Source organism: Pseudomonas sp. UBA6276 (assembly GCF_002438365.1).
GTDB classification, from domain to species: domain Bacteria; phylum Pseudomonadota; class Gammaproteobacteria; order Pseudomonadales; family Pseudomonadaceae; genus Aquipseudomonas; species Aquipseudomonas coleopterorum.
The window spans coordinates 1-14,686 of the sequence record NZ_DJUS01000068.1; the positions used below are offsets into that span (position 1 = coordinate 1).

14 protein-coding genes are annotated in these 14,686 nt (G+C 63.8%); 8 read left to right on the plus strand and 6 right to left on the minus strand.

Going from position 1 to position 14,686, the window contains the following annotated elements; all coding sequences use genetic code 11:
• The 5 genes from B2V21_RS07860 to B2V21_RS07880 all read left to right on the plus strand — a co-directional run.
• The coding region (locus B2V21_RS07860; protein WP_286916565.1) for a hypothetical protein at positions 1 to 97 on the plus strand (97 nt) is incomplete at its 5' end.
• Positions 98 to 154: 57 nt separating this feature from the next.
• Positions 155 to 556: a heme-binding protein gene (locus B2V21_RS07865; RefSeq protein ID WP_286916520.1), complete on the plus strand. Its 402-nt coding sequence runs from the start codon at positions 155 to 157 to the stop codon at positions 554 to 556.
• Positions 557 to 585: 29 nt separating this feature from the next.
• Positions 586 to 2,766 carry a malate synthase G gene (locus tag B2V21_RS07870; RefSeq protein WP_286916521.1) on the plus strand — a complete coding sequence of 727 codons (2,181 nt, stop codon included), beginning with the start codon at positions 586 to 588 and terminating at the stop codon, positions 2,764 to 2,766.
• Between the two features lie 112 nt (positions 2,767 to 2,878).
• Positions 2,879 to 3,613, plus strand: coding sequence for a response regulator transcription factor (locus B2V21_RS07875; RefSeq protein WP_286916522.1), 735 nt, complete (start codon positions 2,879 to 2,881; stop codon positions 3,611 to 3,613).
• 29 nt (positions 3,614 to 3,642) lie between these two features.
• The gene (locus tag B2V21_RS07880; RefSeq protein WP_286916523.1) at positions 3,643 to 4,971 is read left to right on the plus strand and encodes an ATP-binding protein; all 1,329 of its coding nucleotides are present in this window, start codon (positions 3,643 to 3,645) and stop codon (positions 4,969 to 4,971) included.
• Between the two features lie 24 nt (positions 4,972 to 4,995).
• Here B2V21_RS07880 and B2V21_RS07885 read toward each other — a convergent pair whose 3' ends face one another.
• The 3 genes from B2V21_RS07885 to cysK form a co-directional block, all read right to left on the minus strand.
• Positions 4,996 to 6,948 (minus strand): TonB-dependent receptor domain-containing protein, encoded by a 1,953-nt coding sequence (locus B2V21_RS07885; protein WP_286916524.1) that lies wholly within the window; start codon positions 6,946 to 6,948, stop codon positions 4,996 to 4,998.
• A gap of 212 nt (positions 6,949 to 7,160) precedes the next feature.
• Positions 7,161 to 8,099: an aspartyl/asparaginyl beta-hydroxylase domain-containing protein gene (locus tag B2V21_RS07890; protein ID WP_049862475.1), complete on the minus strand. Its 939-nt coding sequence runs from the start codon at positions 8,097 to 8,099 to the stop codon at positions 7,161 to 7,163.
• A 209-nt stretch (positions 8,100 to 8,308) separates the two neighbouring features.
• The gene (gene cysK, locus B2V21_RS07895; protein ID WP_049862474.1) at positions 8,309 to 9,283 is read right to left on the minus strand and encodes a cysteine synthase A; all 975 of its coding nucleotides are present in this window, start codon (positions 9,281 to 9,283) and stop codon (positions 8,309 to 8,311) included.
• Between the two features lie 123 nt (positions 9,284 to 9,406).
• On the opposite strand from cysK, the gene B2V21_RS07900 reads away from it, so the two are divergent.
• The 3 genes from B2V21_RS07900 to B2V21_RS07910 all read left to right on the plus strand — a co-directional run bounded on the left by B2V21_RS07900 (position 9,407) and on the right by B2V21_RS07910 (position 12,742).
• Positions 9,407 to 10,483 (plus strand): DUF748 domain-containing protein, encoded by a 1,077-nt coding sequence (locus B2V21_RS07900; RefSeq protein WP_286916525.1) that lies wholly within the window; start codon positions 9,407 to 9,409, stop codon positions 10,481 to 10,483.
• A gap of 203 nt (positions 10,484 to 10,686) precedes the next feature.
• Entirely contained in the window at positions 10,687 to 11,532 is an 846-nt protein-coding gene (locus B2V21_RS07905; RefSeq protein ID WP_043193133.1) for an AAA family ATPase, read from the plus strand.
• Positions 11,533 to 11,563: 31 nt separating this feature from the next.
• Positions 11,564 to 12,742, plus strand: coding sequence for a vWA domain-containing protein (locus B2V21_RS07910; RefSeq protein ID WP_286916526.1), 1,179 nt, complete (start codon positions 11,564 to 11,566; stop codon positions 12,740 to 12,742).
• Between the two features lie 25 nt (positions 12,743 to 12,767).
• On the opposite strand, the gene B2V21_RS07915 is transcribed toward B2V21_RS07910, so the two are convergent.
• The 3 genes from B2V21_RS07915 to B2V21_RS07925 all read right to left on the minus strand — a co-directional run bounded on the left by B2V21_RS07915 (position 12,768) and on the right by B2V21_RS07925 (position 14,675).
• Entirely contained in the window at positions 12,768 to 13,307 is a 540-nt protein-coding gene (locus B2V21_RS07915) for a DUF2937 family protein (protein ID WP_049862508.1), read from the minus strand.
• Positions 13,308 to 13,377: 70 nt separating this feature from the next.
• Complete coding sequence (locus tag B2V21_RS07920) at positions 13,378 to 14,160, minus strand: class II glutamine amidotransferase (RefSeq protein ID WP_286916527.1); 783 nt, start codon at positions 14,158 to 14,160, stop codon at positions 13,378 to 13,380.
• Between the two features lie 29 nt (positions 14,161 to 14,189).
• Complete coding sequence (locus B2V21_RS07925) at positions 14,190 to 14,675, minus strand: MFS transporter (protein ID WP_282349643.1); 486 nt, start codon at positions 14,673 to 14,675, stop codon at positions 14,190 to 14,192.
• Positions 14,676 to 14,686 lie beyond the last annotated feature (11 nt).

Genomic DNA, 14,686 nt, shown 5'->3' on the forward strand with positions numbered 1-14,686 from the left:
CACCGCCAACATCGGTTGCCAGAACCATCTGGACGGTGCTGCACGCACCCCGGTGCGGCACTGGATCGAACTGGTGGAACAAGCCATGGCCGATTGACACCCACCTTTGACACATTGCTATTTGAACCCCTCGACAACAGCACTGGAGAAGCACATGCAAAGCAAACCGATTCTTGGCCAGGAAGACGTCACCCGCATCCTCGCCGCTGCCCGCGCCGAAGCGCAGAAGAACAACTGGGCGGTGGGCATTGCCGTGGTCGACGACGGCGGTCACCTGCTGGCGTTCGAACGGCTGGACGGCGCCGCCGCCAGCACGGCCTACATCGCACCGGGCAAGGCACGCACTTCGGCGTTGGGGCGCAAGGAATCGGTGGTGTTCGAAGAGATGGTTAACAACGGGCGGACCGCGTTCCTGTCCGGTAATCTGATGACGTGTCTGGAAGGCGCCGTGCCGCTGATCCACGAAGGCCAGGTCATCGGCGCGGTCGGCGTGTCCGGGGTCAAGCCCGCTGAAGATGCCCAGATCGCCAAGGCCGGCGCTGCCGCCCTGGCCTGAATTCCTTCCCCGTATCCAAGGAGACCGCAATGAAGCACCGCATGAGAGCCCAGCGTCTGCAAGTCGACGCCACCCTGTACGATTTCATCGAGAACGAAGTGCTGCCTGGCAGCGGGTTGGAATCCGAAGCGTTCTGGACCGGTTTCGACGCCCTGGTTCACGAGTTCGCACCGCAGAACCGCTTGTTGCTGGCCGAACGCGACCGCTTGCAGACCGAACTGGACAAGTGGCACCGTGCGCACCCCGGACCGATTCAGGATCCGGCCGCCTACCGCAGCTTCCTGCGCGCCATCGGCTACCTGGTGGCCCAGCCAGACCGCGTGGAAATCAGCACCCGCGATGTCGATGACGAAATCGCCCTGGTGGCCGGTCCGCAGTTGGTGGTGCCGTCGACCAATGCTCGCTACGCTCTGAACGCCGCCAATGCCCGCTGGGGCTCCTTGTACGACGCGCTGTATGGCACCGACGCCATTCCGGAAAGCGACGGCGCGGCCAAGGGCCAGGGCTACAATCAGGTTCGCGGCGACCGCGTGATCGCCTTCGCCCGCGACCTGCTCGACCAGAGCACTCCGCTGGCCAAGGGTTCGCACCGCGACGCCAACGGCTATCGCATCGAAGCAGGTCAGTTGCAGGTGAGCCTGGCCGATGGCAGCGTGACCGGGCTGGCCGATCCGAGCCAATTCGTCGGCTTCCAGGGCGACGCCCAGCAGCCGGTTGCCGTGTTGCTCAAACACCACGGCCTGCACATCGAGATTCAGATCGACCCCACCTCGCCCATTGGGCGTACCGATGCGGCAGGTGTGAAGGACCTGCTGCTCGAGGCGGCCCTGTCGACTATCATCGACTGCGAAGACTCGGTAGCGGCGGTGGATGCCAGTGACAAGGTAGCGATCTACCGCAACTGGCTGGGCCTGATGCGTGGCGATCTCACCGAGGAATTGGAGAAAGGCGGCCAGCGCATCACCCGCCGCCTCAATCCGGATCGTCAGTACCACACGCCAACAGGCGGCGAGTTGACCCTGCATGGCCGTTCGCTGCTGTTGATCCGCAACGTCGGCCACCTGATGACCAATCCGGCGATCCTCGACGATGAAGGCCGGGAGATCCCCGAGGGCATTCTCGACGGCGTGATCACCAGCCTGATCGGGCTGTATGACCTGGAACGTCGAAGCAACTCCCGCACGGGCAGCCTGTACATCGTCAAGCCGAAGATGCACGGCCCGGCCGAGGTGGCCTTCGCGGACAAGTTGTTCGCCGCCATCGAGGACCTGCTCAACCTTTCGCGCAATACCCTGAAGATCGGCATCATGGACGAGGAACGCCGCACTTCGGTGAACCTGGCGGCCTGTATCGGCGCTGCATCGACCCGCGTGGCGTTCATCAACACCGGTTTCCTCGACCGCACCGGCGATGAGATCCACAGCGCCATGCAGGCCGGCCCGATGATGCGCAAGGGCGACATGAAAGGCAGCGCCTGGATTGCGGCGTACGAACGCAACAACATGCTCACCGGCCTGGCCTGCGGCCTGCGCGGCAAGGCGCAGATCGGCAAGGGCATGTGGGCCATGCCCGACCTGATGGCCGACATGCTGGTGCAGAAGATCGGTCATCCCAAAGCCGGTGCCAATACTGCCTGGGTCCCCTCGCCCACCGCAGCCACTTTGCATGCGCTGCATTACCACCAGGTCAATGTCAGCGAAGTGCAGCAGACCTTGGAGAAGATCGACGCCAAGGCCGAGCACGATGCGCTGCTGGACAACCTGTTGACCATCCCGGTGGTGGCCAATGCACAGTGGAGCGCCGAGGAGATCCGTCAGGAACTGAACAACAATGCCCAGGGCTTGCTGGGCTACGTGGTGCGCTGGGTGGAACAGGGCATCGGTTGCTCCAAGGTGCCGGACATCCACGACGTCGGGCTGATGGAAGACCGCGCGACCCTGCGCATCTCCAGCCAGCACATGGCCAACTGGCTGACCCACGGCGTGGTCAGCCGCGAGCAGATCGTCGAAACCCTGGAGCGCATGGCCCGCGTGGTGGATCAGCAGAATGCCGGGGATCCGTCGTACCGCCCGATGGCGGCCGACTTCCAGAACTCGGTGGCGTTCACGGCCGCCAGTGCGCTGGTCTTCCAGGGCTGTGAGCAACCCAGTGGGTACACCGAGCCGTTGCTGCACCGGTTCCGTCTGGCGTTCAAGAACGCTCAGGCGTGACACCGGCCGGACGGGGTCGGCGCCTGCCGCCCCCGTCCGGTGCTGCTGCACGGTTATCGAGCTTGCTGTAAGATCGCGTTCCGAATGAGAATCATCCGCGAACGCAGCCATCATGAATCCTTCCCCTCCTCGTCTGCTGGTGGTCGATGACCACCGCAAGATCCGTGAGCCGCTGGCCATCTACCTGCGCCGTTTCGGTTTCGACGTCCGCACCACCGAGGACGCGGCGGGCATGTGGGCGCTGCTCAAGCAGGACGTGTTCGACGTGCTGATTCTCGACGTCATGCTGCCCGATGGCGATGGATTCGAGCTGTGTCGCGCGCTGGCGCACAAGTCGGCGGCCGCGGTGATTCTGCTGACCGCACGCGACGCCTGCGCCGACCGTGTCCAGGGGCTGGATGCCGGTGCCGACGACTACGTGATCAAGCCGTTCGAACCGCGCGAACTGGTGGCGCGCATCCACAGCGTACTGCGCAGGCGCGGCACGCCCGGCGAAGCCACGTCAGTGCTGCCCGCCCCCTTGCGTCGTTTCGAGTTCGCCGACCTGAGCTTTCGCAGCGGCTGCAACACGCTGACCCGTTCCGACCAGAGCCAGGTGCGTTTGAGCACCGTGGAAGGCCGCTTGCTGGAAGTGTTTCTCGAGCACCCCAATGCCGTGCTGGGTCGCGAGCGCTTGATCGAGCTGACCTCGCGGCCGGGCAGCGATCTGTTCGATCGCGCCATCGATCGGCAGATCAGCCGTCTGCGCCGCAAGCTGGCCGACAGCGCCTTGCAGCCGGTGCTGTTGCAGACCGTGTGGGGTGGTGGCTACCGCCTGGCGGCAAACGTCGTTCAGTACCCGGCATGAAGGGGCTGCGCCGGGCCTGGCCACGGACCATGACCCGGCAATTGGGTGTGCTGTTGCTGCTGGCGCTGCTGGCGTCCAACCTCATCGCGATGCTGTTGCTGCAGCGCACCGGATCGCTGGTACACCCGCTGTCACGCACCTTGGTGGTCGAGCGTCTGGCGACGGCCTATCAAGCGGCGCGCGACCTGCCGGCGGCCGACGCCCGGCGCCTGCTCGACGCCATGGGCACTGCCGACGCGCGCTTCTGGGTGGCTTCCGCAGCCCAGGTCCAGCCTTTTGCCATGCACACCGAAGAACGACGCCTGGCCACGGCCGTGCGTCAGCGCCTGGGGCTTGCCGACCAAGCGGTGGTTGTCCTGCAGTTGGAGCGCAGCAGCGGCGGTCCGGCCCGCGAGCATCTGTTCAAGCGCGCCGGTTGGCAGGCCCTGCGCCTGCGCAGCTCGATGAGCCTGCCCGACGGCACCCAGTTCAACGCCGAGCAGACACCTGCCGGTGCCTATGAATGGGGCCGGCTGCTGGCCTACAGCGTGCCGGTCAGTACCATCCCGGTGCTGCTGATCGTGATTTTTTTCATGCGCCGCGTCGTCGCGCCGGTCAAACGTCTGGCCCTGGCCACCGAACGCGTCAGCCGGGGCGAATGGATCGCACCGCTGCCGTTGTCGGGCCCGCGCGAGGCACAGGAACTGACCCTGGCGTTCAATGTGATGCAGGAGCGTATCGCCCGCCATGTCGAGGGCCGCACGCGCATGCTGGCCGCGCTGAGCCACGACCTCAATACGCCCATCACCGAGCTGCGTTTGCAGGTGGAGTTGCTCGAAGACCCCGAGCTGCGCCAGGACATGCTCGACAGCCTCGACGAGTTGCGCGCCATGGTCAGTGAAACCCTGGATTTCGTACGCGGCGATGCGGTGCAGGAGGCCACCGTCGAGGTTTCCCTGGGTGACTTGCTGAGCGACCTCGCCCGACGCTACCAGACCCTGGGCACGCCCATCGACTGGCCAGGCTCAGCGCCGGTGGCCTGCCGCTGTCGACCGCTAGCCCTCAAGCGGGCGCTGACCAACCTGATCGACAATGCCTTGCGCCATGGCGGTGATGCGCAGGTGCGCCTGTACCGGGAAGCGTCAGGCGGGCTGTGCATCGAGATTCGCGATCACGGACCGGGGATCGACGCCGCCTGGCTGCAACAGGTGTTCGAGCCCTTCGTGCAGCTGGGCAAGGGCGGCGCCGACCCCAGCCACGGTGGCGGCCTGGGCATGGGGCTGGCGATCGCCCGCGCCTGCGTGCAGGCTCATGGCGGCGAGTTGGTGCTGGAAAACCGGACACCGGGGCTGGCGGCCCTGGTGCGGCTGCCGGGCTGATCCTTCCGGTAGAGCCTTGGCGTGTCAGAAGCGCAGCGTGGTGCCCATCCAGAACGTGCGACCGTAGTTGACCGTACCGTAGGTGTCGTCATCCAGACGCTTGTCGGCCAGGTTGTACACCGCCGCCTTGAGGGTGATGTCGCGAGTCAGCTCGTACGAGCCACCGATGTCGGCCGTGGTGTAGGCCGGGGCCGGTTCGCCACTCAGGGTGGTGCCGTATTCCTGGCCATAGTAGTTGACCGAGGCCCACGCCTGGGCGCGGTCGGACAGGGTCCAGTCGGCACTGACGTTCGCCTTGTGCTCGGGTGTCAGCGACAGCGGTGCGCCTGCGTTGCTGCCGCTCTTCTGCTCCGAATCGGTGTAGGTGTAGTTGCCCTTCACGGCAAAGGCACGGGTGATGTCCCAGCGGCCGTTGACCTCGGCACCGGTGATCGTCGCTTCATCGACGTTGATGCGGTCCTGGACGATGTAGCCGTTCCAGCGGCGGGCCGTGTTTTCCGTGGACAGTTTGTCCTTGAACACGTTGTGGAACACGGTGGCGCCGGCCGACAGGTTATTGCGGTTGGACCACAGCGCCGACAGTTCGTAGTTGGTGCTGGTTTCCGGTTTCAGGTCCGGGTTGCCCAGGTTCACGTAGGTGTTGCGGCGGATGGTGGCGTAACCGGGCACCACGGCGCGAATCTCCGGGGCCTTGAAGCCACGTGCCACGCCGCCCTTGAAGGTCCAGTCCGGTGTGGCACGCCAGACGCCATAGAGACGCGGGCTGACGTGGGTGCCGTATTGCTCGTGCTCGTCGACGCGGGCGCCGGTGGTCAAGGCGAAATCGTCGGTCACCGACCATTCGTTTTCGGCGAACAGGGCTTTCTGGGTCACCGAGAACTCGTAGTTGCGGCGGTCCATCAGGCCCTGGTTCCAGTCGCTCAACTGCGCCCGGTTCCATTGCAGGCCGGTGGTGGTGATGTTGTAGGCCGTGGGGATGACCAGCTTGGCATCGAACACGGTGTTCTCCACCACCGGTTTGCGCCCCAGAATCTCCGGCTGATTGGCTGCGGCCTTGCCCTCGCGGCTGGCTTTTTCATAGGCCAGGGACACGTCCGACGTCGCCCAGCCCCAGCGCCCCTGGTGCGAGAGCGAGTAGTGGTCGCGGTTGTTTTCCTGCTCGCGGGTGGCCCAGTTGACGCTGGTGCCGTCGCCGTTCTTCAAGCGCGTGGCGCCGCCTTCCAGAAGGATGTCGTGGTCCTCGTTGGGGGTGAAGGCCAGGCGCGCGGTGAGGTCCTTGTGGTCGGCCTTTGTGAAGCCGTTGGTGACCTCCACATCGTCGTCGGCCTGGCGGTCGAGGTAGCGGCCCCAGACCTGTACGCCCAGGTACTTCTCCACCAGCGGACCGTTGAGGTAGAACTGGGTCTGACGAGCGTTGCCCTGATCGCTGTGCTGGCGCGCCGCGTAATCGTAGGACACCGAGCCGCCCCACTGGGGAGAGACCTTGCGAGTGATGATGTTGATCACGCCGCCGATGGCGTCCGAGCCGTACAGCGATGACATCGGGCCGCGGACCACTTCGATGCGTTCGATGGCTTCGGCCGGTGGCACGAAACTCTGCTCGTAGCCGCGGTTGCCGTTGACCCGGGTTTCGCGGCTGCTCTGGCGTTTGCCGTCGACCAGAATCAGGGTGTAGTCCGGTGGCATGCCGCGGATGGAAATGTCGGTTTCGTTGGCGCTGCCGTTGACGATCACACCCTCGATGTTGCGTACGGCATCACCGAGGTCGTTGTAGGATTTCTTGCGCAGTTCGTCGCCGGTGATGATGGTGACGGAGGCCGGTGCATCCTCCACGCTTTGCTCGAATCCAGACGCTGTGACCACGACTTCATCGAGGACGGTCGGGGCGGTCAATTCGATCGGCTCGGCTCGAGCCACCCCGGCAGTGGCCAGGGCGATCATCACGGCCAGGGGCCGCAAAGAAAGTGGAGGATGCATGGAACTTCCTTACGATTCGGTTGTAAAAGCGAATCGTATGCATCCTCAGGTGGGGAGGTTGGACAAGATGTGACAGGGGGTGGGAGGTGTATTGCCTATACTGACGCCTTCGCGGGCAGAGCCCGCTCCCACAAAGGGTTGTCGAATAGCGAGAATCCTGTGGGAGCGGGCTTGCGCGTAGGGCGGGGAAGGCGGTGAAAAGGCCTTAAGGATCAACCAAACAACCAGTACCCCAACGCGGTCAGCACAACCACCGCCAGCACCGGGCGCAGGACGCGGTAGGCTTTGGGGTTGGCGCGCTTGAACTGCTTGACCTTGCCGCTGAAGCGATCGCTGAAGGTCTTGCTCCAGGCGTAGGCCTGGTTGATGCCGCCGACGCGCTCGTCGTCCAGGTTCTGCGGCGCGGTGGCGCGACCCAGGAACGCGCTGACGCGCTTGTTGAGGCTCGCCATGAAGCGATTGCTCAGCGGCCGCTCGATGTCACAGAACAGGATGACCCGAGTGTGTTCGGTTTCGTTCTTGACCCAATGCACGTAGGTCTCGTCGAACATCACATCGTCACCATCGCGCCAGGCGTATTCCTGGCCGTCGACGAAAATGCGGCAGGCATCGGAGTTGGGCGTCGACAGGCCCAGGTGATAGCGCAGCGAACCGGCGAATGGATCGCGGTGTGGGTTCAGATGGCTGCCGCCGGGCAGCAGCGCGAACATGGCGCCCTTGACGTTGGGAATGCTGTTGACCAATTCCACGGTGCGGGGACACAGCGCGTTGGCCGATGGCAGGGATTTGTCGTACCACTTGAGGTAGAAACGCTTCCAGCCTTTCTTGAAGAACGAACCGAAGCCGGCGTCGTTGTTCTTCTCGGCAGCGCGGATATAGCCCTCGTCGAACAGGTGCATGGCTTCGTCGCGGATGACCTGCCAGTTGTCCTTGAGCACATCCAGCTCGGGGAATTTGCTGCGGTCCAGATAGGGTTTGGACGGCACACTGGAAAACAGGTACATCAAGGCGTTATAGGGCGCGAACAGAGCGGAATGGTTGACGAACTGGCGCAGCACCGGCAGACGCGCCTTGCCCCGCAGGTGCACGTAGAGCGTGCTGCCGATGAACAGCAACAGCACGGCAGCCTTGGCGGCGAAGGAAAGGGTCATGGAGCGGATCCTCGAATGGGCAGTGCGCCATGATAAACCCTGGGGGCCCGGCTGGAAATGAAAGGCGCGGGGCAACGGTCGGCATTCAGCCGGTGCGGGCCCGTAGGAGCGGTCATCGGCCGCGAAAAGATCGGCGCGGTGGGTCAGGTGCATCGCGGCGTGATTTTCGCGGCCGCGGACCGCTCCTATGGTGAGACATACCGCTGCCGTCAGGCTTGCAGTTCGGTCTCGGTGAACAGGTCGCTGAAGAGCATGCTCGACAGGTAGCGCTCACCCGAATCGGGCAGGATGACCACGATGGTCTTGCCTTGCATTTCCGGCTTCTCCGCCAGCTTGGCGGCGGCTGCCATGGCGGCGCCACAGGAAATGCCGCAGAGAATGCCCTCCTCCTGCATCAAGCGCCGCGCCATGGCCTTGGCTTCGTCGTCGCTGACCAGCTCGACACGATCCACCAGTGACAGGTCGAGGTTCTTCGGAATGAACCCGGCGCCGATGCCCTGGATCTTGTGTGGCGCAGGAGTGATGTCCTGGCCGGCCATGGCCTGGGTGATGATTGGCGAGGTCAGCGGCTCGACCGCAACGCTGAGGATCGACTTGCCCTGCACCTGCTTGATGTAGCGCGAGATGCCGGTGATGGTCCCGCCGGTCCCCACGCCGGCTACCAGCACATCGACGGCGCCGTCGGTGTCGTTCCAGATTTCCGGGCCGGTGGTCTTCTCATGGATGGCCGGGTTGGCCGGATTGTCGAACTGCTGCGGCATGAAATACAGCTCGGGGTTGCTGGCAACGATCTCGCCCGCCTTTTCGATGGCACCCTTCATGCCCTTGGCCGGCTCGGTCAGGACCAGTTCGGCACCCAGCGCCTTGAGCACCTTGCGCCGCTCCAGGCTCATGGACGCAGGCATCGTCAGCATCAGCTTGTAGCCGCGCGCGGCGGCCACGAAAGCCAGGCCGATGCCGGTATTGCCCGAGGTGGGCTCGACGATGGTCATGCCCGGCTTGAGCTTGCCCGAGCTTTCCGCGTCCCAGATCATGTTCGCGCCGATGCGGCACTTGACCGAGTAGCCGGGGTTGCGGCCCTCGATCTTGGCCAGCAGGGTCACCCCGCGCGGGCCGATGCGGTTGATCTGCACCAGCGGCGTGTTGCCGATGGAGTGGGCGTTGTCGGCGTAAATGCGGCTCATGGCGAAAAGGTCCTTGTGCTGCAGCAGGAAAAATCCAAGGTTAAGCCCGCGATGGGGGCGAGTCCAGCGAACGGATGAGACTGTGGACAGTCAATGGCTAACCATCGTTCGGGAGATTCTGCCATGAAACGTCGCTACAGCTGGCCGCTCTGGACCTTCACCGGCCTGGTTGTACTGGTGCTCGCCCTGCACATCGCCCTGCCCTACCTGGTGCGCGACTACCTCAACGACAAGCTCGCCGACATGGGCGAATACAAGGGCCGCGTCAGCGACGTCGACCTGGCCTGGTGGCGCGGCGCCTATCAGATCAATGGCCTGCAGATCATCAAGACCAGCGGCAAGGTGCCGGTACCGTTGCTCGACGCGCCGGTGATCGACATCGCCGTGAGCTGGCACGCCCTGTGGTACGACCACGCGGTGGTGGCACGAGTAGAATTCCTGCGCCCGGAGCTTAACTTCGTCGACGGTGGCGCCAACAAACAGGCCACTCAGACCGGTGCCGGTACTGACTGGCGCGACCAGATGAACAAGCTGCTGCCGATCACCTTGAACGAGGTGCGGGTCAACGACGGCAAGATCAGCTTCCGCAATTTCTCGTCCAAGCCCCAGGTCAACATCAGCGCCAACCAAGTCAATGCCAGCCTCTACAACCTGACCAATGTGGAAGACCTGGAAGGCAAGCGCGATGCGCGTTTCGAAGGCCATGCCAAGCTGTTCGGCCAGGCCCTGGTGGAAAGCACTGCCACGTTCGATCCGTTCAGCAACTTCGAAGACTTCGAATTTCGCCTGCGCGCCACCGGGATCGAGCTGCGTCGGCTCAATGACTTCTCCGGTGCCTATGGCAAGTTCGATTTCAACGCCGGCACGGGCGATATCGTGATCGAAGCGGATGCCGACAATGCCCGCCTGAGTGGCTACATCAAGCCGTTGCTGCACAACGTCGATGTGTTCAACTGGCAGCAGGACGTGGAAAACAAGGACAAGGGTTTCTTCCGTTCGATCTGGGAGGCGGTGGTCGGTGGGACCGAGACGGTGCTCAAGAACCAGTCGCAGAACCAGTTCGCGACCCGGGTCGAACTCAGCGGTAACGTGCATCGCCAGGACATCAGCCCGCTGCAGGCGTTCTGGCAGATCCTGCGCAACGGCTTCGTGCAGGCTTTCAACGCACGCTATGAACAGGCGCCGCCCAAGCAGGAATGAGGTGGCAGGTCTACTCACACAAGGTCGGATGCAAATGCTGTGGCTGGACTGGCCTCTTCGCGGGCAGAGCCCGCTCCCACAGAGTTTGCACCGCCCCTTGTGGGAGCGGGTCTCTGCCCGCGAAGAGGCCCTATCTGACCCACTACAAACACCTCACCGCGCTATATAGTCGACCACCACATTTGACCACCGAGGACAGCCCCATGAAGTTCGAAGGCACCCCCGCCTACGTTGCCACCGACGACCTCAAGCTGGCGGTCAATGCCGCGATCACCCTGCAGCGGCCCCTGCTGGTCAAGGGCGAACCAGGCACCGGCAAAACCATGCTGGCTGAGCAACTGGCCGAGTCCTTCGGTGCGCGGCTGATCACCTGGCACATCAAGTCCACCACCAAGGCCCACCAGGGCCTGTACGAGTACGACGCGGTCAGCCGTCTGCGCGATTCGCAGCTGGGTGTGGACAAGGTCCACGACGTGCGCAACTACCTCAAGAAAGGCAAGCTGTGGGAGGCCTTCGAAGCCGATGAACGGGTCATCCTGCTGATCGATGAAATCGACAAGGCCGACATCGAGTTCCCCAACGACCTGCTGCAGGAACTCGACAAGATGGAGTTCTACGTCTACGAGACCGACGAAACCATCAAGGCCCGCCATCGCCCGATCATCATCATTACCTCCAACAACGAAAAAGAGCTGCCCGACGCGTTCCTGCGTCGCTGCTTCTTCCACTACATCGCCTTTCCCGACCGCGCGACCCTGCAACGCATCGTCGACGTACACTACCCCGACATCAAGAAAACCCTGGTGGCCGAGGCCCTGGACGTCTTCTTCGATGTGCGCAAGGTGCCGGGCCTGAAAAAGAAGCCCTCCACCTCCGAACTGGTCGACTGGCTCAAGCTGTTGATGGCCGACAACATCGGTGAAGCCGTGCTGCGCGAACGCGATCCGACCAAGGCGATTCCACCGCTGGCCGGTGCCCTGGTCAAGAACGAACAGGACGTGCAGCTTCTCGAACGCCTGGCCTTCATGAGCCGGCGCGGCAACCGCTGACTCCCTCTTTCCGACTGCGAGGGCGTCCGCCATGCTGCTCAACCTGTTCAATGAAATGCGCGCGGCCAAGGTGCCGGTGTCGGTGCGCGAGTTGCTTGACCTGATCAACGCCCTGGAGCAACGGGTGACGTTCGCCGACATGGACGAGTTCTACTTCCTGGCGCGGGCGATCCTGGTCAAGGATGAACGGCACTTCGACAAATTCGACCGGGCGTTTTCGGCCTACTTCAATGGCCTGCAGAACCTCGATCAACACCTTGAAGCGCTGATTCCGGAAGAATGGTTGCGCAAGGAGTTCGAGCGCTCGCTGAGCGCCGAGGAGCGCGCGCAGATCCAGTCCCTGGGCGGGCTGGACAAGCTGATCGAAGCCTTCAAGCAGCGCCTGGAAGAGCAGAAAGGCCGGCACGCCGGCGGCAGCAAGTGGATCGGCACCGGTGGCACCAGCCCGTTCGGTTCGGGTGGCTACAACCCCGAGGGCATCCGCGTGGGCGATGCCGGCGAACGCCAGGGCAAGGCCGTGAAAGTGTGGGACCAGCGCGAATACCGTAACCTGGATGACAGTGTCGAGCTGGGCACGCGCAACATCAAGGTGGCACTGCGCCGATTGCGCCAGTTCGCCCGGCAGGGTGCGGCCGACGAGCTGGACATCGATGGCACCATCGACCACACCGCACGCGATGGCGGCTTGCTCAACATCCAGCTGCGCCCCGAGCGGCGCAACAACGTCAAGCTGTTGCTGCTGTTTGACATCGGCGGTTCGATGGACGCCCATGTGAAGGTCTGCGAGGAGTTGTTCTCGGCCTGTCGCACCGAGTTCAAGCACCTGGAGTATTTCTACTTTCACAACTGCGTCTACGAAACGGTCTGGAAGGACAACCACCGACGCAACGCCGAGCGCATCAGCACCCACGACCTGCTGCACAAATACGGCCCCGACTACAAGGTGGTGTTTATTGGCGATGCCGCCATGGCGCCCTATGAAATCACTCACCCGGGCGGCAGTGTCGAGCACTGGAACGAGGAGCCGGGGTTGGTGTGGTTGCAGCGCTTTGTGCAGACCTACAGGAAACTCATCTGGATCAATCCCTATCCGCAGAACACCTGGGGTTACACGGCCTCCACCCACCTGATTCGGGAGCTGGTGGAAGAGCGCATGTACCCGCTGACCCTGAGCGGGTTGGAAGACGGGATGCGCTATCTGGCCAAGTGACGGCTGAGGCGCGCAGGGTGGCGTTCTAGCGTTCGCGACGTACCAGGGGTTCGGCCACGGGTTTGGCGCGGCGACGGCCGAACCACAGGGTCCAGCCGATGAACAGGATGATGCTTTCCACGACCCAGGCCAGCAGCAGCGCGCAGGCGATGCCCCAGGCAATCGCTTCCGGCGCCAGCAGCACCTGGTAGTTGTAGCCGTTGAGGGTTTCCTGGCGCAGTTGCGGATCGGCCTTGGCCAGTACATGCCAGGCTTTTTCATACCAGGGTCCCTGCAACGCCTGCCACTCACGCTCCAACAACTGGTTGCGGGTCAGCAACGCGCCAATGCTGGCGGCATCGCTACGGAACACTGGATCTTCGCTGGCGCGGTAATGCGCCACCAGCGCCTGCAGGTCACCATTGAAGAAACGCTGCGCGGTCTCACTGAAACCGCGCAGGCTTTGCTGCGCCTCGAGGCGATGTGCCTCGACCCGCTGGGCGTAGTCGTTGATCACGCCGGGCACTTGCACACCCACCAGCAGGCCGACGGCAAACAGCACAAGTCGCAGGTAGCTTCGCAGCATGAACATTCTCTCGGTCTAGGGTGGCATTGCCACGGTGCTTCTTGTCGGTCGTTCCAGGCAAACAGGCAGGCTAGGCGGGTTGCGCCTGTCCGGTGGCCACGCATTCACCCTGGCGCCACAGGCCCCAATTGCCGGGCTCGTAACGGTTCCAGGTTTCGTTCTCGGTGAGGGGTTCGGTGGCGATCACCGTCACCACATCGTCAGGCGTGGTTTCGGCCTGGAAATCCACGATCACGTCCACGTCTTTGAGCCGCGCCGGGCCGAAAGGTGCCCGCCGGGTAATGTGCACCAGCTTGGTCGAACAGAAGCAGAACAGCCAGTCGCCGTCGCTGAGCAGGCAGTTGAACACGCCTTGCCCACGGTACTGCTCGCACGCCTCCACGAGGATGGGCAGCAGCCGCTCGAACTCGACTGGCTCGGGAAAGGCGTCACGCACGCGGTTGAGCAGATCGCAGAAGGCCGCTTCGCTGTCGGTGTCGCCCACCGGGCGGTAGAAATCGGCACGCGGGTCGAAACCGGCCAGTTGGCCATTGTGGGCGAAGCACCAGTTGCGCCCCCACAGCTCACGTACGAACGGGTGGGTATTGGCCAGGCAGACCTTGCCGACGTTGGCCTGGCGGATGTGGCCGATGACCACTTCGCTCTTGATCGGATAGCGTTGCACCAACTGCGCCACTTCCGATTCGCTGCTGGCGGTCGGGTCCTGGAACAGGCGCAGGCCACGGCCTTCATAGAAGGCGATGCCCCAGCCGTCGCGGTGCGGCCCGGTACGACCGCCGCGCTGCATCAGGCCGGTGAAGCTGAAAACGATATCGGTCGGTACGTTGGCACTCATGCCCAGAAGTTCACACATGCACGGTACTCGAGACGATGGGCGTGGATTCAGATGCGCGGTTCGACACGCAGGTTTTCCCGCGGAGGCGACACATGGCGCTGTTCGCGATCGTCGACGCGCTGCGCGAGCGCTTCGCCATCGTCATCGCGTTGCGCGGCAGCGTCCGCCTGGGCCTGGGCTTGCGCCCGACGGCGCGCCTCGGCCTTGCGCAGGAACGGTAGGCGCACCAGGGCGAAGATCACGTACACGCCAAGGGCGATCACCGCCGCCATGGTCAGATCGGAGATCGCGCCCCAGGCGCTGCCGCCCATCTTGAACAGCAGTTCCAGCGTGCTGATGGCGACGGCCGGGGCCAGCAGGTCGCGGGCCGGGTCGACCACCGTGGGCGTCAGCAACAGCACCACGCCCAGCAGGCGAAGTGGCTCGCGCAGGTAGCGCCACATCCAGCGGGTGATGCGAAACCACACCAGAATGCAGCCCAAGGCGGCGAAGGCGTAGATACCCCAGGCGAGGAAATAGTCGTTCTCGGTCATGGTGTCCGTGG